Source organism: Sphingomonas sp. jy18 (assembly GCF_056931895.1).
On record NZ_JBXPBT010000003.1, the window covers coordinates 185,886 to 204,544 of the forward strand.

An 18,659-nucleotide genomic window follows, 5' to 3' on the forward strand; every position below is an offset into this window, starting at 1 on the left:
CCTGACGCATAGACAATGAAAAGGGCCGCTCCCCATCCGGGAGCGGCCCTTTTCATTTTCGCAGATGAGAGAGCGATCAGACACCGCCGCAGAGCGACCCGGCCAGAGACTAATTCCAGATCCGCTGGTAGCGGTTGCCCAGCCCAGTCAGCAGCTCATAGGCCGAGAGCCCGCTGGTCGCGGCTGCGGTAGCGAGGTCATAATCGATGGCGACCCAGTCCCCTTCGCTGGCGTCGACACCATCCGGAACAGCCAGGGCGATCAGATCCATCGATACGCGGCCGATGACCGGCAACTGCTGTCCGCCCACATGCGCGGAGCCGCGGCCCGAAAAGCTGCGCAGATAACCGTCGGCATAGCCAAGATTGACGATGGCGACACGCGTATCCCGCTCGGCCGCCCAGCTGGCGGCATAGCCGACGCTCTGGCCGCTTGGGACGGTGCGCAGCTGCAGGATTTCGGCCTGCGGGACCACGACCTGCCGGATGCCACCGGTTGCTTCTGCGCGGGGAATGCCGCCGTATAGTGCCAACCCAGGCCGGGTCAGCCCGAATGCATAGTCGCTGCCCAGGCATATGCCGGCACTGTTGGCGAGGCTGAGGCGCCGTGCCGGAACCGATGCGGCGACGTTGCGGAAGGTTGCAAGCTGCGCCGCGTTCATCGGCACATCTTCGTCAGCGCAGGCGAGGTGGCTCATCAGCGTGTCGATCGCCAGCCCCTCGAGCGCGCCGGACAGCGCCTCCTGTGGCGTCAGGCCGAGGCGGTTCATGCCGGTGTCGACCATGACGTCGCACACACCGCCGCCCACCGCCCGCCAGCGCGCGACCTGCTGTAACGAATTGAGGACAGGCCGGGCAGGCAGGGTCGCGGCAAGGTCGAGATCGGCCTCTCGCAGACCGTGCAGCACCGACAAGGACGCGGTGCCGATGACATCGGCGAGCTCGGCGGCCTCGGCCCAGGTCGCAACGAAGAAATCGTCGCAGCCGACGGCCCGCAACCGGCTCACCACCTCGCGCGCGCCGAGCCCATAGCCGTTGGCCTTGACGGCCGCACCGCACGCCGCCGGCCCGCTGCGCGCCGCAAGCCAGCGCCAGTTGGCGACGAGCGCGTCGGTCGAGAGGGCAAGGCGCAGCGGCGGACTATAGTGGGTCATCACCGCCCCCTGCCCCGCGCCCCGGCGCTATTCAAGCTCCTTGCGGTAGGTCTCCGGCAACCAGATCGCGCTGACGACGAACGCCATGCCCACCACCGCCACGGTGTACCACAGCCCCGAATAGGCATTGCCGGTCGACACGACGATATATTGCGAAATGAACGGCAGGAAGCCGCCGAAATAGCCGGTGCCGATATGATAGGGCACGGACATGGAAGTGTAGCGGATGCGCGCCGGGAACATCTCGACCAGAATCGCGGCGACCTGGCCGTAGGTCATCGCCGAAAGCGCCACCATGATGGCGATGGCGAGGATGATCTTCCAGCTCTGCTTCTCGGCGGGATCGGCCTTGTCGGGATAGCCCGATGCCGTGAGCGCGGCGAGATAGGCCGCCTCGTCGAAGCCGGCGACGCTGGTGGTGCCGACGCGCAAGGTCACCGCCTCGGCATCGACCTTGGTGTAGCTGATGCCGCGCTTGGTCAGGAAGGCGAGCGCCTTCTGGCACTCGGTCTCGGGCTTGCCGAACACACTGTAATCGCACGCGGGCAGCTCGATCCGCACCGGCGAGGCCGCAGTGGCGCGCGCGAGCGCAGGATTGGCACCGTCCGCCATCATGTGGAACAGCGGGAACACCAGCAGCATGGCGAGCGCATAACCGGCAAGCAGCAGCTTCTTGCGCCCGATGCGGTCGGACAGCCAGCCGAAGCCGACGTAAAGCGGTGCCGCCAGCAAGGCGCCGACCGCCATGTAGAGCAGCGCTTCGGTCTCGCTTACCCGCGCCGTGCCCTGGAGGAAGTAGAGCGTGCCGAACTGGCTGGTGTAATAGATGACCGTGAGACCAGCCGCGACGCCGAACAGCGCGACGGCAACCCGCCCGAAATTGCCGGGTTCGCGCAGGGAATCGGCGATCGGGTTCTTGGAGGTGGTGCCCGCCTCCTTCATCGCCTTGAACACCGGGCTCTCGGACAATTGCAGACGGATGTAGATGGAGATGGCAAGCATGATCGTGCTGGCGAGGAAGGGGATGCGCCAGCCCCAGCTCCTGAACTGCTCGTCGGTCAACGCCATATGGCAGACCAGCACCATGATCACCGCGAGCAGGAAACCGCCGACCACCGATACCTGGATCCAGCTGGTGTACTGGCCGCGTTTTCCGGGCGGCGCATGCTCCGCGACATAGATGGCCGCACCGCCATATTCGCCGCCGAGCGCCAGACCCTGCAGCAGGCGCAGCAGCACGAGCAGCGCCGGCGCGACGATGCCGGCAGCGGCATAGGTCGGCAGCACGCCGATCAGCGCCGTCGCCGCCCCCATCAGCGTGATGGTGACAAGGAAGGTGTATTTCCGGCCGATCTTGTCGCCGAAATAGCCGAACAGCAGCGCGCCGAGCGGGCGCACGCCGAAACCCGCCCCGAAGGTCGCAAGGCTGGCAAGCGTAGCCGCGGTGGGATTGTCAGCCGGGAAGAACAGCGCGCCGAGCAGCGCCGCCAATATGCCATAGATGAAGAAGTCATACCATTCGAACACGGTGCCCAGCGCGGATGCGCCAATGACCATGCGGATGTCGGCAGGAGTCGGTTCCGGTTGCGTGGTTGCGCCCGGTGCGGCGGCTTCTGTCATCTGGCTCTGATCCCCAATATCATTTTGCCTTGCGTATGAAAATTACCGTGCCGTGTCGAGCGGGCGCGGCGCGGTGCAGCCACTCGACATCGACAGGAAATTGCAGCAGCATCACGGGCATGCGCTTCATCGATCTCAGCATTCCCATCACCAGCAGCGTCATCTCCGATCCGCCGGTCATGCGGCCGCAGGTCCAGTACATGACGCACGACAGCACCTGGGAACAGATCGCGATGTTCTTCCCGGGACTGACCCGCGACGACCTGCCCGACGGTGAAGGCTGGGCCGTCGAAAGTCTGACGTTGAGCACGCACAATGGCACTCACATGGATGCGCCTTGGCATTATCATTCGACCACCGACGAAGGCGCCTGCCCTGCTCCCAGCATCGACGAGGCGCCGCTCGACCTGTTCATGCGGCCGGGCGTGAAGCTCGATTTCAGCCATAAGCCGCACGGCTCGCTGGTCAGCGCGGCCGAGGTTGAGGCCGAGCTGGCGCGGATCGGCCACGACCTGCAGCCGCTCGACATCGTGCTGGTCAAATCGGGCGCAGTCTATGGGACCGACAATTTCACCGATCAGGGCTGCGGCATGGGGGCGGAAGCGACGCTGTACCTGACCGGGCGCGGCGTGAAAGTGGTGGGCACCGATGCCTGGAGCTGGGACGCACCGTTCAGCCATACTGCCCGCCGCTGGGCCGAGACGCGCGATCCCTCGATCATCTGGGAAGGGCATAAGGCCGGGCGGATCAGGCCCTATTACCAGATCGAAAAGCTGACCAATCTGGACGCAGTGCCGGCCACCGGCTTCACCTTCTGCTGCTTTCCGGTGAAGATCGAACGGGCGAGCGCGGGATGGATACGGGCGGTGGCGATGGTGGAAGATTGAATGCACCTCGCCCGCAAGGGGAGATGTGCTTAGCTATCAAACAACCCGGTTGCCAGTGTCGACGCGTAAACCCGGATGGCTTCGCCGGCGTCCATGCCCGCCGCCCATTTGCGCAGCTCATAGGCAGAGTTGATCGCAGGCATCAGCATTTGCGAGGCGATCAGCGGATCGACCGCACGGATCGAGCCTTCGCTGATGCCGTCGATGATCGTGCCGGCGAAGCGGCGGGCCATGCGGTTGCTGCTGTCGATGACACCTTCGCGGAACTCGGTCGGCAGCGCCTGCAGCGCCGTTGTGCGCAACAATGGGCCGCGTTCCGAAAACTGGACGTCGAGCAGGGTCGCGAAACTCGTCATCAACCGCCGGAGATGATCGCCGCCTGCGACGTCGGCCTGACGTTGCGCCCGTGTCACCGTCTCGAAACTGCGCCGGAAGCAGGCCAGAACGAGATCGTCCTTGGCCTCGAGATGGTGGTAGAAGCTGCCCTTGGTGACGTTGAGTTCAGAGGCGATGCGCTCGACAGACGCTCCGCGATAGCCGCGCTCGTTGATCAGCCGGGTGGCGGCTTGCAGGAACCGCTGCTGCGCCGCCCCGGCCTGATCGGCGGCCGCGGTGACGTCGAGAATGTGCATTGGCTGCACCGATGCTTTGGTCGGCACCAGCCCATGCTCCAAAATCTCCATCATTCGTGCCAGCACTCGGGGAAAATCGTGGCTGGAATAGCGGTTGAGCCAGGCTGGCAGCCAATAGACATTTTCCAGCAGCAGATGCGCGCGGGCGACGTGGCGGTTCTTGGTCGCGGCGTCGCTGTCCGGCCCGAAGAACCCGCGCACCCGCCGCATGATGGTGCGGTATCGGTCGGACAGGCCGACGCGCACCGGATCGTCCATGGTGCGGATGTCGGAAAGGACGGTAATCGGCCGCGCCTCCCCTGCCCGCACCTGCCGCAGCAGATCGATATTGAGATCGAGATAGCGGCGAACGCGGGCGCGCGCATCAGGTTCCGCCGCCGCGATATCCACCATCTCCTCGATGCGTTCGAGCGCGCGATGGTAGCAGGCAACGGCGAGATCGTCGCGCCGCTTGAAATAATAAGTGACGCTGGCGGTGTTGAGACCGACGGCCTCCGCCACCGCGGCGAGCGTCATGCCGGCCGCCCCTTTCTCGTTGATCAGCGCCGATGCGGCATCGAGCACCAGCGCCTTCTTTTCCTGGAAGCGCCGTGTCTCGCGGCCCGACGCCCCTGTTTCGTCGAGCGTGCTCGCCATCAGTCGAACAACGCCTTGAGATCGCGCTTCAATATCTTGCCATTGGCATTGCGCGGCAGCGTCTCGGTGCAGAACACGATCCGAACCGGCACCTTGAAGGCCGCGAGCCGTTCACGCACCCATGCCTGCAGTTCCTCTGCGCTGGCGCTCATGCCCGGGGCGAGATGGACCACCGCAGCCGGCTCCTCGCCCAGCGTGCGATGGGGGATGCCGACCAGCGCCGCGTCGGTCACCGCCGGATGGTCGTAGAGAATATTCTCGACTTCCGACGAATAGATATTTTCGCCGCCGCGGATGATGATGTCCTTGGCGCGATCGACGATGAAGCAGAAGCCTTCCTCGTCGAGCTTGGCGAGATCGCCGGTGCGCACCCATCCGTCGATGAAGGTCTGGGCTGTGGCTTCAGGCTTGTTCCAATAGCCTTTCACGATCATCGGGCCGCGCGCCCACAATTCCCCGACCGCGCCAACGGGCAATTCGGTCTCACCGTCGACATCCATGATCTTGAGATCGGCAACGGGCAGCGGCGGCCCGCAACTGTCCGGCCGGTGCAGATAGTCTTCCGCCGAGTGCGACGTCACCGTGGCCATCGTCTCGGTCATGCCCCAGCCGTTGCCGGGCATCGCCTTCAGATCGGACTGGATGCGGCGCACCAGCTCCGGTGCGGAGGGTGCGCCGCCATAAGAGACAGCCTCGAGGCTGGAGAGATCATATTTGTCGCGATCAGGGTGCTCGATGAGCTGCCAGGCGATGGTCGGCACGCCGCCGGTTGCGTTGATCTTTTCCTTCTCGATCAACTGCATCGCCTGCACCACATCCCATTTGCGCATCAGCACCATGGTCGAGCCACCGGCGATCAGGCCCATCAGCGCGGCGCTGCACGCGGTGACATGGAACAGCGGGATGACCGTCAGCATGGTCCGCGGCTGCGGCTCGGGTATCGGTTCCCCGCGCCGCAGCACGGTGCGCGCGCCGACATAGGCCGTCGACATGATGTTGGTCATCAAGTTGCGATGCGTGCCCAGCGCGCCCTTGGGGTGGCCAGTCGTGCCGCTGGTGTAGAAGATCGTCGCATCGTCGTCCGACGCGACAGGGACCTGCGGCAAGGCGCATTCGGGCAATTGTGCCCAGTTGTTGGGATCGCCGATGATCGCGGCCAGCGGCTCGCCCTGTCCGTCCCGACCGCCGGTCACAAGGATGTCGGCCAGTTGCGGCAGCGCGGCGAGATGCGGCGCGATCCGGTCGTAGCGCTCGCCATCGCAGACCATCAGCCGGCACCCGGAATCGGCAAGCGCATATTCGAGCTCGGCACCGGTCCACCAGGCATTGAGCGGCACGACGATGGCGCCGCACGCCGCCGCGGCAAAGAATACCACCGGCCATTCAGGCAGATTGCGCATCGCCAGCGCAATCCGGTCCCCCTTGGCAATGCCGCGCCTTGAAAATTCCGCGGCCAAAGTTGCGGTGGCGCGGAAAAAGCCTTCATAGCTTACCCGCTGATCCTCATAGATGCAGAACAGCCGGTCGCCATGCGTGCGCCCATGCGCCAGCAGAGCGACCAGGTGCGGCGGCGCATTCTTCCAGACGCGGGTCGGCACCCCGCGGATCGGCAGCGTCTCCATTTCGAAGCGGGCGCCCGGCGCACACAGCAAGGTTTCGATCTGCTTGAGACCCATGACGGGCCACACCACGCCATCGTGCCCGGCTACAGCCGGGTTGCCATCTGCCATCCTTGCCTCTCCACCGTGCCCCTGTATCCGGGGCTTCAATTATTGTCCGCGCAGTGTAGCGCCAAAGTTCGGCAGGATGCGAGAAAATTCTTAATCGCAGTATGGTGATTGGCGGTAGGACGCGATAGGCGCGGCGGTGCGATCAGGAGGGATAGGCATGACCGAGGAACAGCCAGCCGAAACCATCGAAGGACGCGTCGAGCAACTGCTGCGCCTGCTCGACCTCAAGGCCGATGGCGACCTCGCCTTCACTGGCTCACGCCAGCCCGGCGGCGTCGGCCGCGTGTTCGGCGGGCAGGTTATCGCGCAGGGGCTGATCGCGGCGATGCAGACGGTCGATCCGGCCAAGCTGCTGCATTCGTTGCATTGCTATTTCATGCGCGCGGGCGATGAATCGCAAGAAATCGGCTATCAGGTGCGGACCGACTTCGACGGCGGCAGTTTCTCGACCCGGCGCATTATCGCCACCCAATCGGAGCGGCCGATCCTGACCATGACCGCGTCATTCCACAAGCTGGAAGCCGGTTTCGAGCATCAGGAACCGATGCCCAACGTGCCCGAGCCCGAGGCGCTGCTGACCGAGCGCGAGCGGATCGAGCAGGAGGCGGACCCCAAGACCGCGCGGCTGCTGACCCATTTCCAGCGCATGCGCCCCATCGAAGTCCGCCCGGTCGAGCGACGGTCGATGGCGAAACCGGTGGCGCAGCAGCCGATTACCCACTGCTGGCTGCGGCTCGGCGCGCCGATCGGCGACGATGCCAACCTGCACCGCGCCATCCTGGCCTATGCGTCTGACATGATGCTGCTGGGCACCTGCGTGCTGCCACACGCGGTCAACTGGACCACGCCGGGCATGATGACGGCGAGCCTCGATCATGCCGTCTGGTTCCACGACGACTTCCGCGCCGATGACTGGCTGCTCTATGCCATGGACAGCCCGTGGGCGGGCCGCGCGCGCGGTTTCAACCGCGGCCGCTTCTTCACACGCGACGGACGGCTGGTGGCGAGCGTCGCGCAGGAGGGACTGATCCGCTATCGGGCGCCGAAAGCGTAGGTCGTCATTGCGAGCGCAGCGAAGCAATCCAGGGTCGGCCCAAACCGCTCTGGATTGCTTCGCTGCGCTCGCAATGACGGCTACCCCGAGATCGTCGATCCGCCGTCCACCACGATGGTCTGGCCGTTGATATAGGCCCCCGCCCGGCTGCCGAGCAGCAGCGCGGCACCCGCCAGATCCTCCGACACACCCATGCGGCGCATCGGGTGCTGGGTGTTGAACCGTTCCTCCGCGGCCGGATTGTCCCACAGCGCCTTGGCGAAATCGGTGCGGATCAGGCCCGGCGCGATGCAGTTGGTGCGGATGTTGTGTCGGCCATATTCGACCGCATAGTTGCGCGCGATCTGCATGTCGGCGGCCTTGGACACGCAATAGGCGCCGATGGTTTCGGAGCCCTTCAGTCCGCCGATAGAGCTGACAATGATGATCGCGCCATCCTTGCGGGCGATCATGTCGGGCAGCACCATCTGCGCCAGCCAGTGGTTCGACAGGATATTGTTGTCGAGAATCTTGCGATATTGTTCGTCGCTGATGCCGCCGGCCGGGCCGTAATAGGGGTTGGACGCGGCGTTGGCGACAAGGATGTCGATGGGACCGAACGCCTCCCGCGCCTTGCCGACCATCTCCTCAAGCGAGGCTTTGGAGGATATGCTGGCGGGGAGCGCGATGGCGCGGCCGCCGTCGCGGGCGTTGATTTCGGCTGCCACCGCGTCGCACGCCTCGGCAGTGCGCGACGAGATTACGACATTGGCGCCGTGCAGCGCATAATGCTCGGCAATCGCCTTGCCGATGCCGCGGGTCGACCCGGTGATGATCGCGGTCTTGCCGCTGAGATCGAAGAGCGATTGCATCGAACATCCTTTCGTCGCCCCGGCCTCCGAGCCGGGGCCGCTGGCAGCATAGTGTGACCTGCTAGCGGCCCCGGATCAGGTCCGGGGCGACGCTCACAGCGAGGGATTCAGCAGATATTTGCTGCCGGTGGCCTTGGCCTGATAGGCCTTGGCCGTTTCCGGATCGAGCATGCCGGTCAGCGACACTTCGCTGGTGTAGTTGCTGGCGAACACCGTGCCCCGGTCGGCGATGACGCGGGCACGCATCTTGCCCACTTCTTCGACACCGACCTTCATCAGATAGGGCGTCAGCAGGAAGCCGCTGATGCCCCAGTAGAGGCCGAAGCTGCGGTTGAACTCCGTCGGTCCCATGTCGAGCCCGCCGTAGATGTAGACCTGCTTCCACACCGTCGATCCATAGACAGAGAAGCCTGCGCCGGTGCGCGCCGCAGCGGCTTCCATGGCGGTGAGGATCTGGCCGGCAAGCTTGCCGCCGCCGATGGCGTCGAAGGCCAGCGTCGCACCGGTCGCCACCAGCGCATCGACCAGGCGGTCGAAGAAATCGGGCTGCGAGCTGTCGACGACATGTTCGGCGCCGAGCCCCTTGAGCAGATCGACCTGCGCCTGGGAGCGGACGATGTTGACCAGGCCGATGCCCTCGGCCTGGCACAGCCGCACCAGCATCTGGCCAAGGTTGGAGGCGGCGGCGGTGTGCACCAGCGCCGAATAGCCTTCGCGCCGCATGGTGCCGACCATCGCCAGCGCGGTGAGCGGATTGACGGTCAGCGACGCGCCTTCGCGTGCCGTAGACCCTTCGGGCAGGACCAGCGCATCGGAAACGCGCACCACGCGATAGCTGCGGTACATGGCACCGCCGAAGGTGGCGATGACGCGCCCGACCAGCGCCTGCGCGGCATCGGACGCACCAGCGGCGACCACCGTGCCGGCCCCTTCGTTGCCGACCGGCATCGGCTGCCCGGTGCGAGCTGCGACGGCACGCTGGAAGCGCTCGGTTATGTCGATCAGCAGGGCATGATCGCCATCGCGACGCGCGGTCGAAATGTCAGCGGGGCCGAACAGCAGGCCGAGGTCGGACGGATTGATCGGCGTTGCCTCGATCCGCACCAGCAGTTCGTCATCTGCGAGCGGCGCAAGCTGCTGCGGCTCCAGGCTGACGCGGATCTTGCCGTCGGCGGTGGCGGTGGAAAACAGCGCAAGGCCGTCGGTCGGCAGGTCGCTCATGGCATCTCTCCCATCATGGTTCGAAATCTTGTGACCATGCTGCTACCAGCGCAGCGACGCGGGACCAATGCCTTTTTCAAATATCGGTATGGTGAAGAGCGGGAGCGCGCCGGCGCCTTGGGGGCAAGGGTGCGCGCTCCCGCCAGGTCACCGTCAGCCAACAGAGCGGTGCCGACGGTTTTCCCGTACCGGCGGGCGGGGCGGCTCGCCGGTGCCGGAAAAGACGATCAGCGGCGGCGCGGGTTGGCGCGAGGTGGGCGACGGGTACCTTCGCGGCGCGAGGTCTGGACCGAACGGCTGACCTGGCCGTCGCTGCGGCTGCGCGCGACCGAGCGGCTGAATACGGTGCTGCCGGCGCTGTCCGTCACCCGCTGTTCGACGGTCGCACCGGTGTCGGTACGCTGGCGCACCCCGGACAGGCCATAAGTCTCTCCGCTGCGGCTGGTGTAGCGGCCGGTCGCCGTCGAGCCGTTGTCGGTACACACGCGCTCGGCATCGAGGCTACGGCTGCGTCCGCCGAAGCCGGTCTGGTCGACCGACAAGGTCGATCCGGTCTCGGTGCGGCTGCGGGTGCGGCTGGAGTTCGCGGTTGCGCCGTCCCGCGCACGGGTCGCGCTGGTCTCGACTGTGCGGCTGCCGTCGCCGCGGGTGACGGTCTGGCTGACGGTACCGCGCGGCCCTTCGGCGGTGCGGGTCTGCGCATGCGCGGCGACGGTGCCGGCGCAGGCAAGGATGACGGCAAACAGGGGAAGGGAAAGCGAGCGCATCGGGCATCTCCTTGTCTTGTCCAGGTCCTGGCCGCGGCATGGCGCGCCAGAGACAATCGGAAAAACGCCCGTGCTGCCGCTACCCTTCGCGGCGTTTGCAAATTTTCATTGATCGGTGGCCGGTGACGGCTCGGCCTCGCCCGCTGCCTGCGGCTGGTTTCCGTCCGGCTGGACGCGCCGTTCCTGCAGGCGCTGCACGCGCCACTGGCGCAGGCGCTCACGCCGCTCGGCGCGGGTTTCCGGCCCGGCGGCGGGGGGCGGCAAGGTGATCGTCTCGCCGCTGTCGATACGCCGCTGCGCCTCTTGACGAACCGCCTCGCGGCGCCGGTCGATGGCCTGTTCGCGGCGATCGATCCGCGCTTCGCGCGCCGCGCGCATGCGATCGAGCTGCGCGTCGCTGGGGACGGGCAATCCCGCGTCGCGGCGTGCGGCGATCGCGGCATCGATCCGCTGGTTGCGACGCTCCCGTGCCAGAGCCCGCCGCAGCCTCGCCTGCTCGTCGAGTGCGGCGGCGGCGGCGTCCAGTTCCTCGCGGGTTTCGATTTTGCCGTCGGCAACGATCTCCCGCAGCGAAGGTGCCGGCTCAGATGCGTCCGGAGCAGCGGCTGGCCGAGACGCACCAGACGGCGCAGCAGCGACACGCCGGGGCGGCGCGCGTTCGGCCAGTTGCAGCCCGGTCGCGCGCTCCACTGTGCGCTGCCAGACCGGGATGGTCACGCCGACATTGCCGAAAACGCCTGCGGTCGCAGAGGCGGCCATCAGTGCGATGCCGACAGCAGCCCCGCCGAGGCGCATGGGCGAGCCCCAGCGACGCGGGCGATGGCGGGGCGGGGACGCCGGGGGAAGTGTTGTGCGTGCATCGGCCGCAGCCAGGCGCTGCTCCAGCCGCTCGGCAAAACCTGCGGGCAAGGACGGTGCCGTCCATGCGGCGAGCAGGCGATCGAGGTCGGGATCGGGACGGTTGGTCATGATGGCAAGTCCGTAAGGGCGGCGCAGCGCTGCTTGAGCGCGGTGCGGGCACGCAGCAGCAATGATTCGAAGGCCTTGATGTGCAGACCGAGCAGCTCGGCAGCATCGGCGTTGGGCAGTTCCTCATAATAGGTCAGCACTATCGCAGCGCGCTGCCGGTCCGGCAGTGCCATCACCGCCGCACGGGCCGCGCTGCGCAACTGGTCTGCGGCCATCTGCTCGTCGGCCAGCGGCGCCTCGTCGGTGCGGTCAGGGGGTGCCTCGCCCGACAGGAAGCGGGACCGGCGGCTGCGGTCGAACACCAGATTGGTGGTGACGCGCCGCAGCCACGCGGCGATGCCGGCTCCGCCAGGCTGCCAGCGATCGGCATGGCTCCACAGCCGCATCATTGCCTCCTGCGCGATATCCTCCGCCGCCGTCGCATCCCCGGTCATCCGCCAGGCAAGCGCATGGACGCGGGGCGCATGGCCATCGACGATGGCCCGGAACGCCGACGCATCGCGTGCGGCGACGCGCGCCATCATGGCGTCATCGTCAGACGATTGCGGCTGTATGGACGGCTGCCCCGTCATTCAGTCTGTATATCCCCTTACATCGCGCCGGCCACGATATGATGGCCAAACGTTGCACATCGGCAAACCCTTCGCGCCTTGCTCACCTATTGCTCTTGGCCGACGGCTTGCTAGGGTCAGAACCCATCAAATGCGCGTTCGAGGCTGCGAAATGGCGAAGATGTCGGGTTCAGGCGGCCGCCGCGGGTGGTGGTTCCACCCGCAAGGCCGCGTGGGCCCGAGATCGAAGCCATTTCGCCGCCCCGCAGGGGTTCGACCCATTTTGTCCATGGCCGCGTCGGCAAGCGTTGAAATATCGACATATTCCTGCCACTTGCCTCCTAGCCCTGAACAAAATGGCCTCGAACCTCGAACGCGCATTTAATGGGTCCTGACCCTAGGGCACAGCCGATGCAAGCCGATACCGCTTACACCCTGACATTCACCTGCACCGACCAGGTCGGCATCGTCGCCGCGGTGACCGGGGCGCTGGCCGAGTGCGACGGGTTCATCCTCGACAGCCAGCAATATGCCGATCTGGAATCGGGCCGTTTCTTCATGCGGCTGGTGTTCAAGCGCGGCGGACCGCGTTTCATCGACGACACCAGCGGACTGATCGAGCGCTTCGCGCCCATCGCGACGCATTTCGGCTTCGACTGGAGCCTGACCAGCTCGGTCGACCGTCCGCGCATCCTGATCGCGGTTTCCAACACGTCGCATTGCCTCAACGACCTGCTGCATCGCTGGTCGATCGGCAGCCTGCCGGTGGACATCGCCGGGGTCGTTTCCAACCATGAAACGCTGCGCACCATGACCGAATGGCACGGCCTGCCCTATTTCCATCTGCCGGTGACGCGCGAGACAAAGGCGGCGCAGGAGGCCGAGCTGCTCGCGCTGTTCGAGCGCTGCGGCGCGGAACTGCTGGTGCTGGCGCGCTACATGCAGATCCTTTCCGAAACCACAGTGGCAGCGCTGGCGGGCCGATGCATCAACATCCACCACAGCTTCCTGCCCAGCTTCAAGGGCGCCAAGCCCTACCACCAGGCGCATGCCCGCGGCGTCAAGCTGATCGGCGCCACCGCCCATTTCGTGACCGGCGACCTCGATGAAGGACCGATCATCGAGCAGGCGGCCGAACGGGTCGACCATCGCGCCAGCGCCGAACAGCTGATCGCCATCGGCCGCGACATAGAGGCACAAGTGCTGGCGCGCGCTGTCGGCTGGATCGCGGAACGGCGGGTGCTGCTCAATGGTGCGCGGACGGTGGTTTTCCGATGACATTGCCACGCGTCATTGCGAGCGTAGCGCGGCAATCCAGAGTCGCGTAAACCGCCCTGGATTGCCGCGCTACGCTCGCAATGACGATTAGTTTGAGGTTTGAATGACCGATCAGTTCGCACTCACCGAAGATCAGCTTGCCATTCAGGATATGGCCCGCAAGTTTACGGCCGACCGCATCACCCCCTTTGCCGCGCAATGGGACGAGGAGTCGCACTATCCGGTGGATGTGTGGAAGGCCGCCGGCGAGCTGGGGTTCGGCGCCATTTACGTCTCGGAAGAGAGTGGTGGCATCGGGCTAGGCCGGCTGGATGCGGCGCTGATCATGGAGGCGATGGCCTATGGCTGCCCGGCCACCTCCGCCTATATTTCCATCCACAATATGGCTGCGTGGATGATCGACCGGTTCGGTAGCGCGGACCTAAAGGCGCGATTCCTCCCCGATCTTGTCGGCATGGAGAAAATCGCCAGCTATTGCCTGACCGAGCCGGGATCGGGTTCGGACGCCGCTGCGCTCAAGACCAGCGCGCGGCTGGACGGCGACCATTATGTGCTGAACGGCACCAAGCAGTTCATTTCGGGCGCGGGCGTCAACGACATCTATGTGGTGATGGTGCGCACGTCAGAGGAAAAGTCCAAGGGCATCAGCTGCCTGGTGGTCGAAAAGGGCACGCCTGGCCTCTCTTTCGGCGCGCCCGAGAAGAAGCTGGGCTGGAACGCCAGCCCGACCGCGCAGGTGATTTTCGAGGATTGCCGCGTGCCGGTTGCCAACCGCGTCGGCGCGGAGGGCGATGGTTTCCGTTTTGCCATGGCGGGCCTCGATGGCGGGCGGCTCAACATCGGCGCCTGCTCGCTCGGCGGGGCGCAGCGCTGCCTTGATGAGGCGATCGCCTACACCAAGGAACGCCAGCAGTTCGGCCAGCCCGTCGCCGATTTCCAGAACACCCAGTTCATGCTCGCCGACATGGCGACCGACCTCGAGGCGGCGCGCGCGCTGCTTTATCTGGCGGCGGCCAAGGTCAATGCAAATGCACCGGACAAGTCGCGTTTTTCGGCGATGGCCAAGCGGTTGGCGACCGACAATGGCAGCAAGATCGTCAATGACGCGCTGCAATTGTTCGGCGGTTACGGCTATCTCAAGGACTATCCGATCGAGCGGTTCTGGCGCGATTTGCGGGTGCATTCGATTTTGGAAGGCACCAACCAGGTGATGCGGATGATCGTCGGGCGGGATTTGCTGCGGCAGTGACCACCACCGAGCTGTTCATGGTTACGCTGGTCGTTCCCGACATGGAAGACGCCATCGGACATTACATCGACGACTGGGGCTTTTCTCTGGTTACCAATGATCGTCATGAGTCCGGCCATCGCTGGGTCGAAGTTGGCGTCAGTGGAGGCATGCGATTGCGGTTGGCCGAGGCGGCGGATGATCGCCAGCGAGCGGTGATCGGGTGCCAGGCGGGTGGACGTGTTGCTTTCTTTCTCCGCAGCTCGTCCTTTGACGCCGACGTGAGTCAACTCAGGTCGAGGGGCATCGCCGTTCTCGAGGAAGAGCGTATCGAAGCGTACGGGAGGATCGTGGTGCTGGCCGACAAATATGGCAACCGCTGGGATTTTATCGAAGCGCAAAAAGGCGAATTGCGATGAGCGAAATCCTCACCTCCACCACCGGCACCGCTGCCCGCATCAGCCTCAACCGCCCCAAGGCTATTCACGCGCTGACGCTCGACATGGTCCAAGCCATGACCGCACCGCTGCTTGCGTGGCGCGACGATGACGCAGTGGATGCAGTGATCATCGATCATGCGGCCGCGCCTGATGGCGATCCCAAACTCTCCCGTGGTTTCTGCGCGGGCGGCGATATCGCCTTCCTGCGCAACAGCGCGCTTACCGACAACGGCGCGTCAGGCCGGAAATTCTTTCACGACGAATATCGGCTCAACCACCTGCTCTTCACCTATCCCAAGCCGGTGATCGCCTTCATGGATGGCATCACCATGGGCGGCGGGGTCGGAATTTCGCAGCCGGCACTGTTCCGCGTGGCAACCGAGAATACGCGGCTGGCGATGCCGGAGACCGGGATCGGCCTGTTCCCCGATGTCGGCGGCGGCTGGTATCTGTCCCAGTTGGAAGGACGGCTGGGCCAATATCTGGCGCTGACCGGGGCGCGGCTCGACGGGGCCGAGTGCCTGTGGGCCGGGCTGGCGACGCATTATCTCGGCAGCGACAGCCTTGCCGACGCCAAGGACCGCATCGCTGCCGGTGAAGAGCCCGGCGCGGTGCTCGATGCCCTCTCGACAGGCGCACCCGAGCCGAAGCTGACCGCCCACGCCGATGCCATCGCCCGCCATTTCGCCAGCGATCGCTATGAGGACATTCTCGCCAGTCTCGCCGCCGACGATGGCGACTGGGCGCAAGCTACGCTGGCAACGCTCGCCACCAAATCGCCGCAGACATGCAAAGTCGCGTTGCGCCAATTGGCTGACAGCCTGCACTGCGCCGATTTCGCCGCGAACATGGCGATGGAGTATCGCATCGGCGCCCGCGTTCTCACCCGCCCCGATTTCGCAGAAGGGGTGCGCGCGGTGATCGTCGACAAGGATAACGCCCCGCAGTGGGACCCGGCGACGCCGGAACGCGTTACCGATGCCCTGATCGACAGCATTTTCGCGCCCTTGCCTGCCGATGAGGAGTGGACGCCGCTACCCTGACCGTCACCCCGGCCTTGAGCCGGGGCCGCTGGCAGCGTAGCGCAGCATCGATAGCGGCCCCGGGTCAAGCCCGGGGCGACGGAGGAATTGAACCATGACCTACGAAACCATCCTCGCCGAAACGCGTGGCGCGGTCACGCTGGTGACGCTCAACCGGCCGCAGGCGCTCAATGCGCTCAACAGCCAAGTTTTGGCCGATCTGATCGCCGCTTTCGCTGCCTATGACGCAGACGCCAGCCAGCGCTGCCTGGTGCTGACCGGCTCCGAAAAGGCCTTTGCCGCGGGTGCAGACATCAAGGAGATGTCGAGCCAGTCCTTCGCCGACATGTATGGCAGCAACTTTTTCGCCGGCTACGACCGCATCACCGCCACCCGCAAGCCGTGGATCGCGGCGGTGGCGGGCTATGCGCTGGGCGGCGGGTGCGAGTTGGCGATGATGGCCGATTTCATCATCGCCGCCGACAGCGCCAAGTTCGGCCAACCCGAGATCAAGCTGGCGGTCACCCCCGGCATGGGCGGCTCGCAGCGGCTGACGCGCGCGGTGGGCAAAGCCAAGGCGATGGACATGTGCCTGACCGGGCGGATGATGGATGCCGCAGAGGCCGAAAGCAGCGGCCTCGTCGCCCGCGTCGTACCTGCGGCAGATCTGGTTGCAGAAGCGATCAAGGCCGCGGAGGCGATTGCCGGCATGGCCCCGCTCGCCGCGCTCGCCGCCAAGGAAATGGTCAATGCCGCGTTCGAAACCACGCTGCAGCAGGGCGTGACCTTCGAACGCCGCCTGTTCCATGGCCTGTTCGGCACGGCGGACCAGAAGGAAGGCATGGCGGCGTTCGTCGAGAAGCGGCCGGGCAACTGGACGGGGAAGTAAGCAGCCGTTCCTCCCCCAACGGGGGAGGGGGACCATCCGAAGGATGGTGGATGGGCTGGCGCGTCTTTGCCTTATGTCACCGAACACCCAGCTGCCCCTCCACCACTTCGTGGTCCCCCTCCCCGTTCCGGGGAGGACCAGCCGCCTTGCCATCCCCTTAATCCCTGCTAACCTTCCCCTCTGGCAGAAGCCGCGCGCATGATCGAGCGGCTCGCGAGGGGAGAGCAGGCATGGAACAGCTCCAGGGGATGGACGCATCCTTTGTTGCGATGGAAACACGCAACTCGCCGATGCATATCGGCTCTCTGCTGATCTACGATCCCTCCACCGCTCCCGGCGGTTTCGTCCGCTTCAAGGATATTCTCGCCTTCTATGAGAGCCGGATGAAGCTCTCCAAGACGATGCGGCAGCGGCTGGTGAAGGTACCGCTCTCCATCGACTACCCCTATTGGATCGAGGACCCGGAATTCGACCTCGAATATCATGTCCGCCATGTCGCGCTGCCCAAGCCCGGCGACTGGCGGCAATTGTGCATCCAGGCCGCGCGCATCTTCGCCCGCCCGCTCGACCTCACCCGTCCCCCATGGGAATTCACCGTGGTCGAGGGGCTGGATAACATCCCCGGCGTGCCCAAGGGCTGTTTCGCGATGGTCACCAAGGTGCACCATGCCGCGATCGACGGGATGAGCGGCATCGACCTGATGGAGGCGCTGCACACGCTGACGCCGGACGAGCCGCCGCCGCCGGGGCCGGATACATGGCGCGCCGATGCGCCCCCCAACCCGCTCGGCCTGTTCCTCAAGGGCTATGCCAACGCCTGGCTCAACCCCATCCGCCAGATCGACGTCGCGCGCAAGGCGATGCCGGGGCTGTTCCGCGCGGTGAAGGGCCTTGCCAACCGCGATTTCGATCTCGACCCCGCAGTGCAGACGCCGCGCACCCGCTTCAACACCAAGCTGTCGCCGAACCGCGTGGTCGAGGGCCGCGCCTTCGACCTCAAGGACATCAAGGCGCTGCGCGACCTGTCGCCCGGTGCCAAGGTCAATGACGTGTTTCTCGCCATCATCGGCGGGGCGCTGCGGCAATATCTGTCGGCCAAGAACGACCTGCCCGCCGAAAGCATGACGGCGATGGCCCCCATCTCCGTCCGCTCGGAGGGCGAGAAGAACAGCATGGGCAATCAGGTGTCGGCGATGCTGGTGCCGCTCGGCAGCCATATCGCCGATCCGGCGGAGCGGCTGCGCTATGTCCATGCCCAGACCGGCAAGTCCAAGGCGATGACCGAGGCGATCGGCGCGCGGCAGATGACAGAGATGAGCAAGGTCTCCCCTGCCCTGTTCATGGCCTTGGGCGCGCGGCTCTACACCAGCCTGGGCATCGCCGATGTGATGAAGCCGGTGATGAACACCGTCGTCACCAACGTCCCCGGCCCGCCGGTGCCGATCTATTCGGCGGGAGCCAAGCTCTTGCACATGCAGGGTTTGCTGTGCCTGACCGACGGCATGGGCATCGGCCATGTCGTGCAGAGCTATTGCACGCAGGCGACCGTCGGCTTCACCGCCGACCGCAAGCTGATGCCCGATCCCGAATTTTACGCGCAGTGCATCCAGGACAGTTTCGACGCGTTGATGGCGGCACATGCTGCCGCTGCTGCTGCGCCTGTCACCAAAACCGCGGCGCCCGCGAAACGCAAAGCGACACCGCGAAAGAAGAAGCTGGAACAGGCCTGAG

General features: G+C 65.6%; 17 protein-coding genes. 8 read left to right on the forward strand and 9 right to left on the reverse strand.

Annotated features, from left to right (window positions below; all coding sequences use genetic code 11):
* Window positions 1-109: 109 nt before the first annotated feature.
* The gene (alr, locus tag AC0QC4_RS09385; protein ID WP_483659630.1) at window positions 110-1,153 is read right to left on the reverse strand and encodes an alanine racemase; all 1,044 of its coding nucleotides are present in this window, start codon (window positions 1,151-1,153) and stop codon (window positions 110-112) included.
* 27 nt (window positions 1,154-1,180) lie between these two features.
* Window positions 1,181-2,773 (reverse strand): MFS transporter, encoded by a 1,593-nt coding sequence (locus AC0QC4_RS09390; protein ID WP_483659631.1) that lies wholly within the window; start codon window positions 2,771-2,773, stop codon window positions 1,181-1,183.
* Between the two features lie 119 nt (window positions 2,774-2,892).
* Between AC0QC4_RS09390 and AC0QC4_RS09395 the strand changes: the two genes are divergently transcribed.
* On the forward strand, window positions 2,893-3,660 hold the full coding sequence (locus AC0QC4_RS09395) for a cyclase family protein (RefSeq protein WP_483659632.1): 768 nt from the start codon (window positions 2,893-2,895) through the stop codon (window positions 3,658-3,660).
* Window positions 3,661-3,689: 29 nt separating this feature from the next.
* Here the strand turns inward: AC0QC4_RS09395 and AC0QC4_RS09400 are convergent, their stop codons facing one another.
* Together AC0QC4_RS09400 and AC0QC4_RS09405 are read right to left on the reverse strand one after the other, a co-directional pair.
* Window positions 3,690-4,928: a TetR/AcrR family transcriptional regulator gene (locus AC0QC4_RS09400; RefSeq protein ID WP_483659633.1), complete on the reverse strand. Its 1,239-nt coding sequence runs from the start codon at window positions 4,926-4,928 to the stop codon at window positions 3,690-3,692.
* Window positions 4,928-6,658 (reverse strand): class I adenylate-forming enzyme family protein, encoded by a 1,731-nt coding sequence (locus tag AC0QC4_RS09405; protein WP_483659634.1) that lies wholly within the window; start codon window positions 6,656-6,658, stop codon window positions 4,928-4,930. Before AC0QC4_RS09405 ends, AC0QC4_RS09400 begins: the two co-directional genes overlap by 1 nt.
* 157 nt (window positions 6,659-6,815) lie before the next feature.
* On the opposite strand from AC0QC4_RS09405, the gene AC0QC4_RS09410 reads away from it, so the two are divergent.
* Window positions 6,816-7,712 carry an acyl-CoA thioesterase gene (locus AC0QC4_RS09410; RefSeq protein WP_483659635.1) on the forward strand — a complete coding sequence of 299 codons (897 nt, stop codon included), beginning with the start codon at window positions 6,816-6,818 and terminating at the stop codon, window positions 7,710-7,712.
* An 80-nt stretch (window positions 7,713-7,792) separates the two neighbouring features.
* Here the strand turns inward: AC0QC4_RS09410 and AC0QC4_RS09415 are convergent, their stop codons facing one another.
* The 5 genes from AC0QC4_RS09415 to AC0QC4_RS09435 form a co-directional block, all read right to left on the reverse strand.
* Complete coding sequence (locus tag AC0QC4_RS09415) at window positions 7,793-8,563, reverse strand: SDR family NAD(P)-dependent oxidoreductase (RefSeq protein WP_483659636.1); 771 nt, start codon at window positions 8,561-8,563, stop codon at window positions 7,793-7,795.
* A 93-nt stretch (window positions 8,564-8,656) separates the two neighbouring features.
* Window positions 8,657-9,784 carry a zinc-binding dehydrogenase gene (locus tag AC0QC4_RS09420; RefSeq protein ID WP_483659637.1) on the reverse strand — a complete coding sequence of 376 codons (1,128 nt, stop codon included), beginning with the start codon at window positions 9,782-9,784 and terminating at the stop codon, window positions 8,657-8,659.
* Between the two features lie 227 nt (window positions 9,785-10,011).
* Complete coding sequence (locus AC0QC4_RS09425) at window positions 10,012-10,551, reverse strand: hypothetical protein (RefSeq protein WP_483659638.1); 540 nt, start codon at window positions 10,549-10,551, stop codon at window positions 10,012-10,014.
* A gap of 105 nt (window positions 10,552-10,656) precedes the next feature.
* Window positions 10,657-11,520: a hypothetical protein gene (locus tag AC0QC4_RS09430; RefSeq protein ID WP_483659639.1), complete on the reverse strand. Its 864-nt coding sequence runs from the start codon at window positions 11,518-11,520 to the stop codon at window positions 10,657-10,659.
* A complete protein-coding gene (locus AC0QC4_RS09435; protein WP_483659640.1) occupies window positions 11,517-12,092 on the reverse strand; it encodes a sigma-70 family RNA polymerase sigma factor in 576 nt (191 codons plus the stop codon). Before AC0QC4_RS09435 ends, AC0QC4_RS09430 begins: the two co-directional genes overlap by 4 nt.
* A 390-nt stretch (window positions 12,093-12,482) precedes the next feature.
* Between AC0QC4_RS09435 and purU the strand changes: the two genes are divergently transcribed.
* From purU to AC0QC4_RS09465, 6 genes are all read left to right on the forward strand, one after another.
* The gene (gene purU, locus AC0QC4_RS09440; protein WP_483659641.1) at window positions 12,483-13,349 is read left to right on the forward strand and encodes a formyltetrahydrofolate deformylase; all 867 of its coding nucleotides are present in this window, start codon (window positions 12,483-12,485) and stop codon (window positions 13,347-13,349) included.
* Window positions 13,350-13,452: 103 nt separating this feature from the next.
* Window positions 13,453-14,598, forward strand: coding sequence for an acyl-CoA dehydrogenase family protein (locus tag AC0QC4_RS09445; protein WP_483659642.1), 1,146 nt, complete (start codon window positions 13,453-13,455; stop codon window positions 14,596-14,598).
* Complete coding sequence (locus tag AC0QC4_RS09450; RefSeq protein WP_483659643.1) at window positions 14,595-14,996, forward strand: VOC family protein; 402 nt, start codon at window positions 14,595-14,597, stop codon at window positions 14,994-14,996. The genes AC0QC4_RS09445 and AC0QC4_RS09450 overlap by 4 nt, the downstream gene beginning before the upstream one ends.
* Window positions 14,993-16,060 (forward strand): enoyl-CoA hydratase/isomerase family protein, encoded by a 1,068-nt coding sequence (locus tag AC0QC4_RS09455; protein WP_483659644.1) that lies wholly within the window; start codon window positions 14,993-14,995, stop codon window positions 16,058-16,060. Before AC0QC4_RS09450 ends, AC0QC4_RS09455 begins: the two co-directional genes overlap by 4 nt.
* A 94-nt stretch (window positions 16,061-16,154) precedes the next feature.
* Window positions 16,155-16,928 (forward strand): enoyl-CoA hydratase, encoded by a 774-nt coding sequence (locus AC0QC4_RS09460; protein ID WP_483659645.1) that lies wholly within the window; start codon window positions 16,155-16,157, stop codon window positions 16,926-16,928.
* A gap of 230 nt (window positions 16,929-17,158) precedes the next feature.
* Window positions 17,159-18,658, forward strand: a complete 1,500-nt coding sequence (locus tag AC0QC4_RS09465) for a WS/DGAT/MGAT family O-acyltransferase (RefSeq protein ID WP_483659646.1) — start codon at window positions 17,159-17,161, stop codon at window positions 18,656-18,658.
* Window position 18,659 lies beyond the last annotated feature (1 nt).

Excerpts from the sequence above, each read along its gene's own strand:
- alr (WP_483659630.1), bottom strand. The coding sequence starts at position 1,153 with ATGACCCACTATAGTCCGCCGCTGCGCCTTGCCCTCTCGACCGACGCG.
- AC0QC4_RS09390 (WP_483659631.1), bottom strand. The coding sequence starts at position 2,773 with ATGACAGAAGCCGCCGCACCGGGCGCAACCACGCAACCGGAACCGACT.
- AC0QC4_RS09395 (WP_483659632.1), top strand. The coding sequence starts at position 2,893 with ATGCGCTTCATCGATCTCAGCATTCCCATCACCAGCAGCGTCATCTCC.
- AC0QC4_RS09400 (WP_483659633.1), bottom strand. The coding sequence starts at position 4,928 with ATGGCGAGCACGCTCGACGAAACAGGGGCGTCGGGCCGCGAGACACGG.
- AC0QC4_RS09405 (WP_483659634.1), bottom strand. The coding sequence starts at position 6,658 with ATGGCAGATGGCAACCCGGCTGTAGCCGGGCACGATGGCGTGGTGTGG.
- AC0QC4_RS09410 (WP_483659635.1), top strand. The coding sequence starts at position 6,816 with ATGACCGAGGAACAGCCAGCCGAAACCATCGAAGGACGCGTCGAGCAA.
- AC0QC4_RS09415 (WP_483659636.1), bottom strand. The coding sequence starts at position 8,563 with ATGCAATCGCTCTTCGATCTCAGCGGCAAGACCGCGATCATCACCGGG.
- AC0QC4_RS09420 (WP_483659637.1), bottom strand. The coding sequence starts at position 9,784 with ATGAGCGACCTGCCGACCGACGGCCTTGCGCTGTTTTCCACCGCCACC.
- AC0QC4_RS09425 (WP_483659638.1), bottom strand. The coding sequence starts at position 10,551 with ATGCGCTCGCTTTCCCTTCCCCTGTTTGCCGTCATCCTTGCCTGCGCC.
- AC0QC4_RS09430 (WP_483659639.1), bottom strand. The coding sequence starts at position 11,520 with ATGACCAACCGTCCCGATCCCGACCTCGATCGCCTGCTCGCCGCATGG.
- AC0QC4_RS09435 (WP_483659640.1), bottom strand. The coding sequence starts at position 12,092 with ATGACGGGGCAGCCGTCCATACAGCCGCAATCGTCTGACGATGACGCC.
- purU (WP_483659641.1), top strand. The coding sequence starts at position 12,483 with ATGCAAGCCGATACCGCTTACACCCTGACATTCACCTGCACCGACCAG.
- AC0QC4_RS09445 (WP_483659642.1), top strand. The coding sequence starts at position 13,453 with ATGACCGATCAGTTCGCACTCACCGAAGATCAGCTTGCCATTCAGGAT.
- AC0QC4_RS09455 (WP_483659644.1), top strand. The coding sequence starts at position 14,993 with ATGAGCGAAATCCTCACCTCCACCACCGGCACCGCTGCCCGCATCAGC.
- AC0QC4_RS09460 (WP_483659645.1), top strand. The coding sequence starts at position 16,155 with ATGACCTACGAAACCATCCTCGCCGAAACGCGTGGCGCGGTCACGCTG.
- AC0QC4_RS09465 (WP_483659646.1), top strand. The coding sequence starts at position 17,159 with ATGGAACAGCTCCAGGGGATGGACGCATCCTTTGTTGCGATGGAAACA.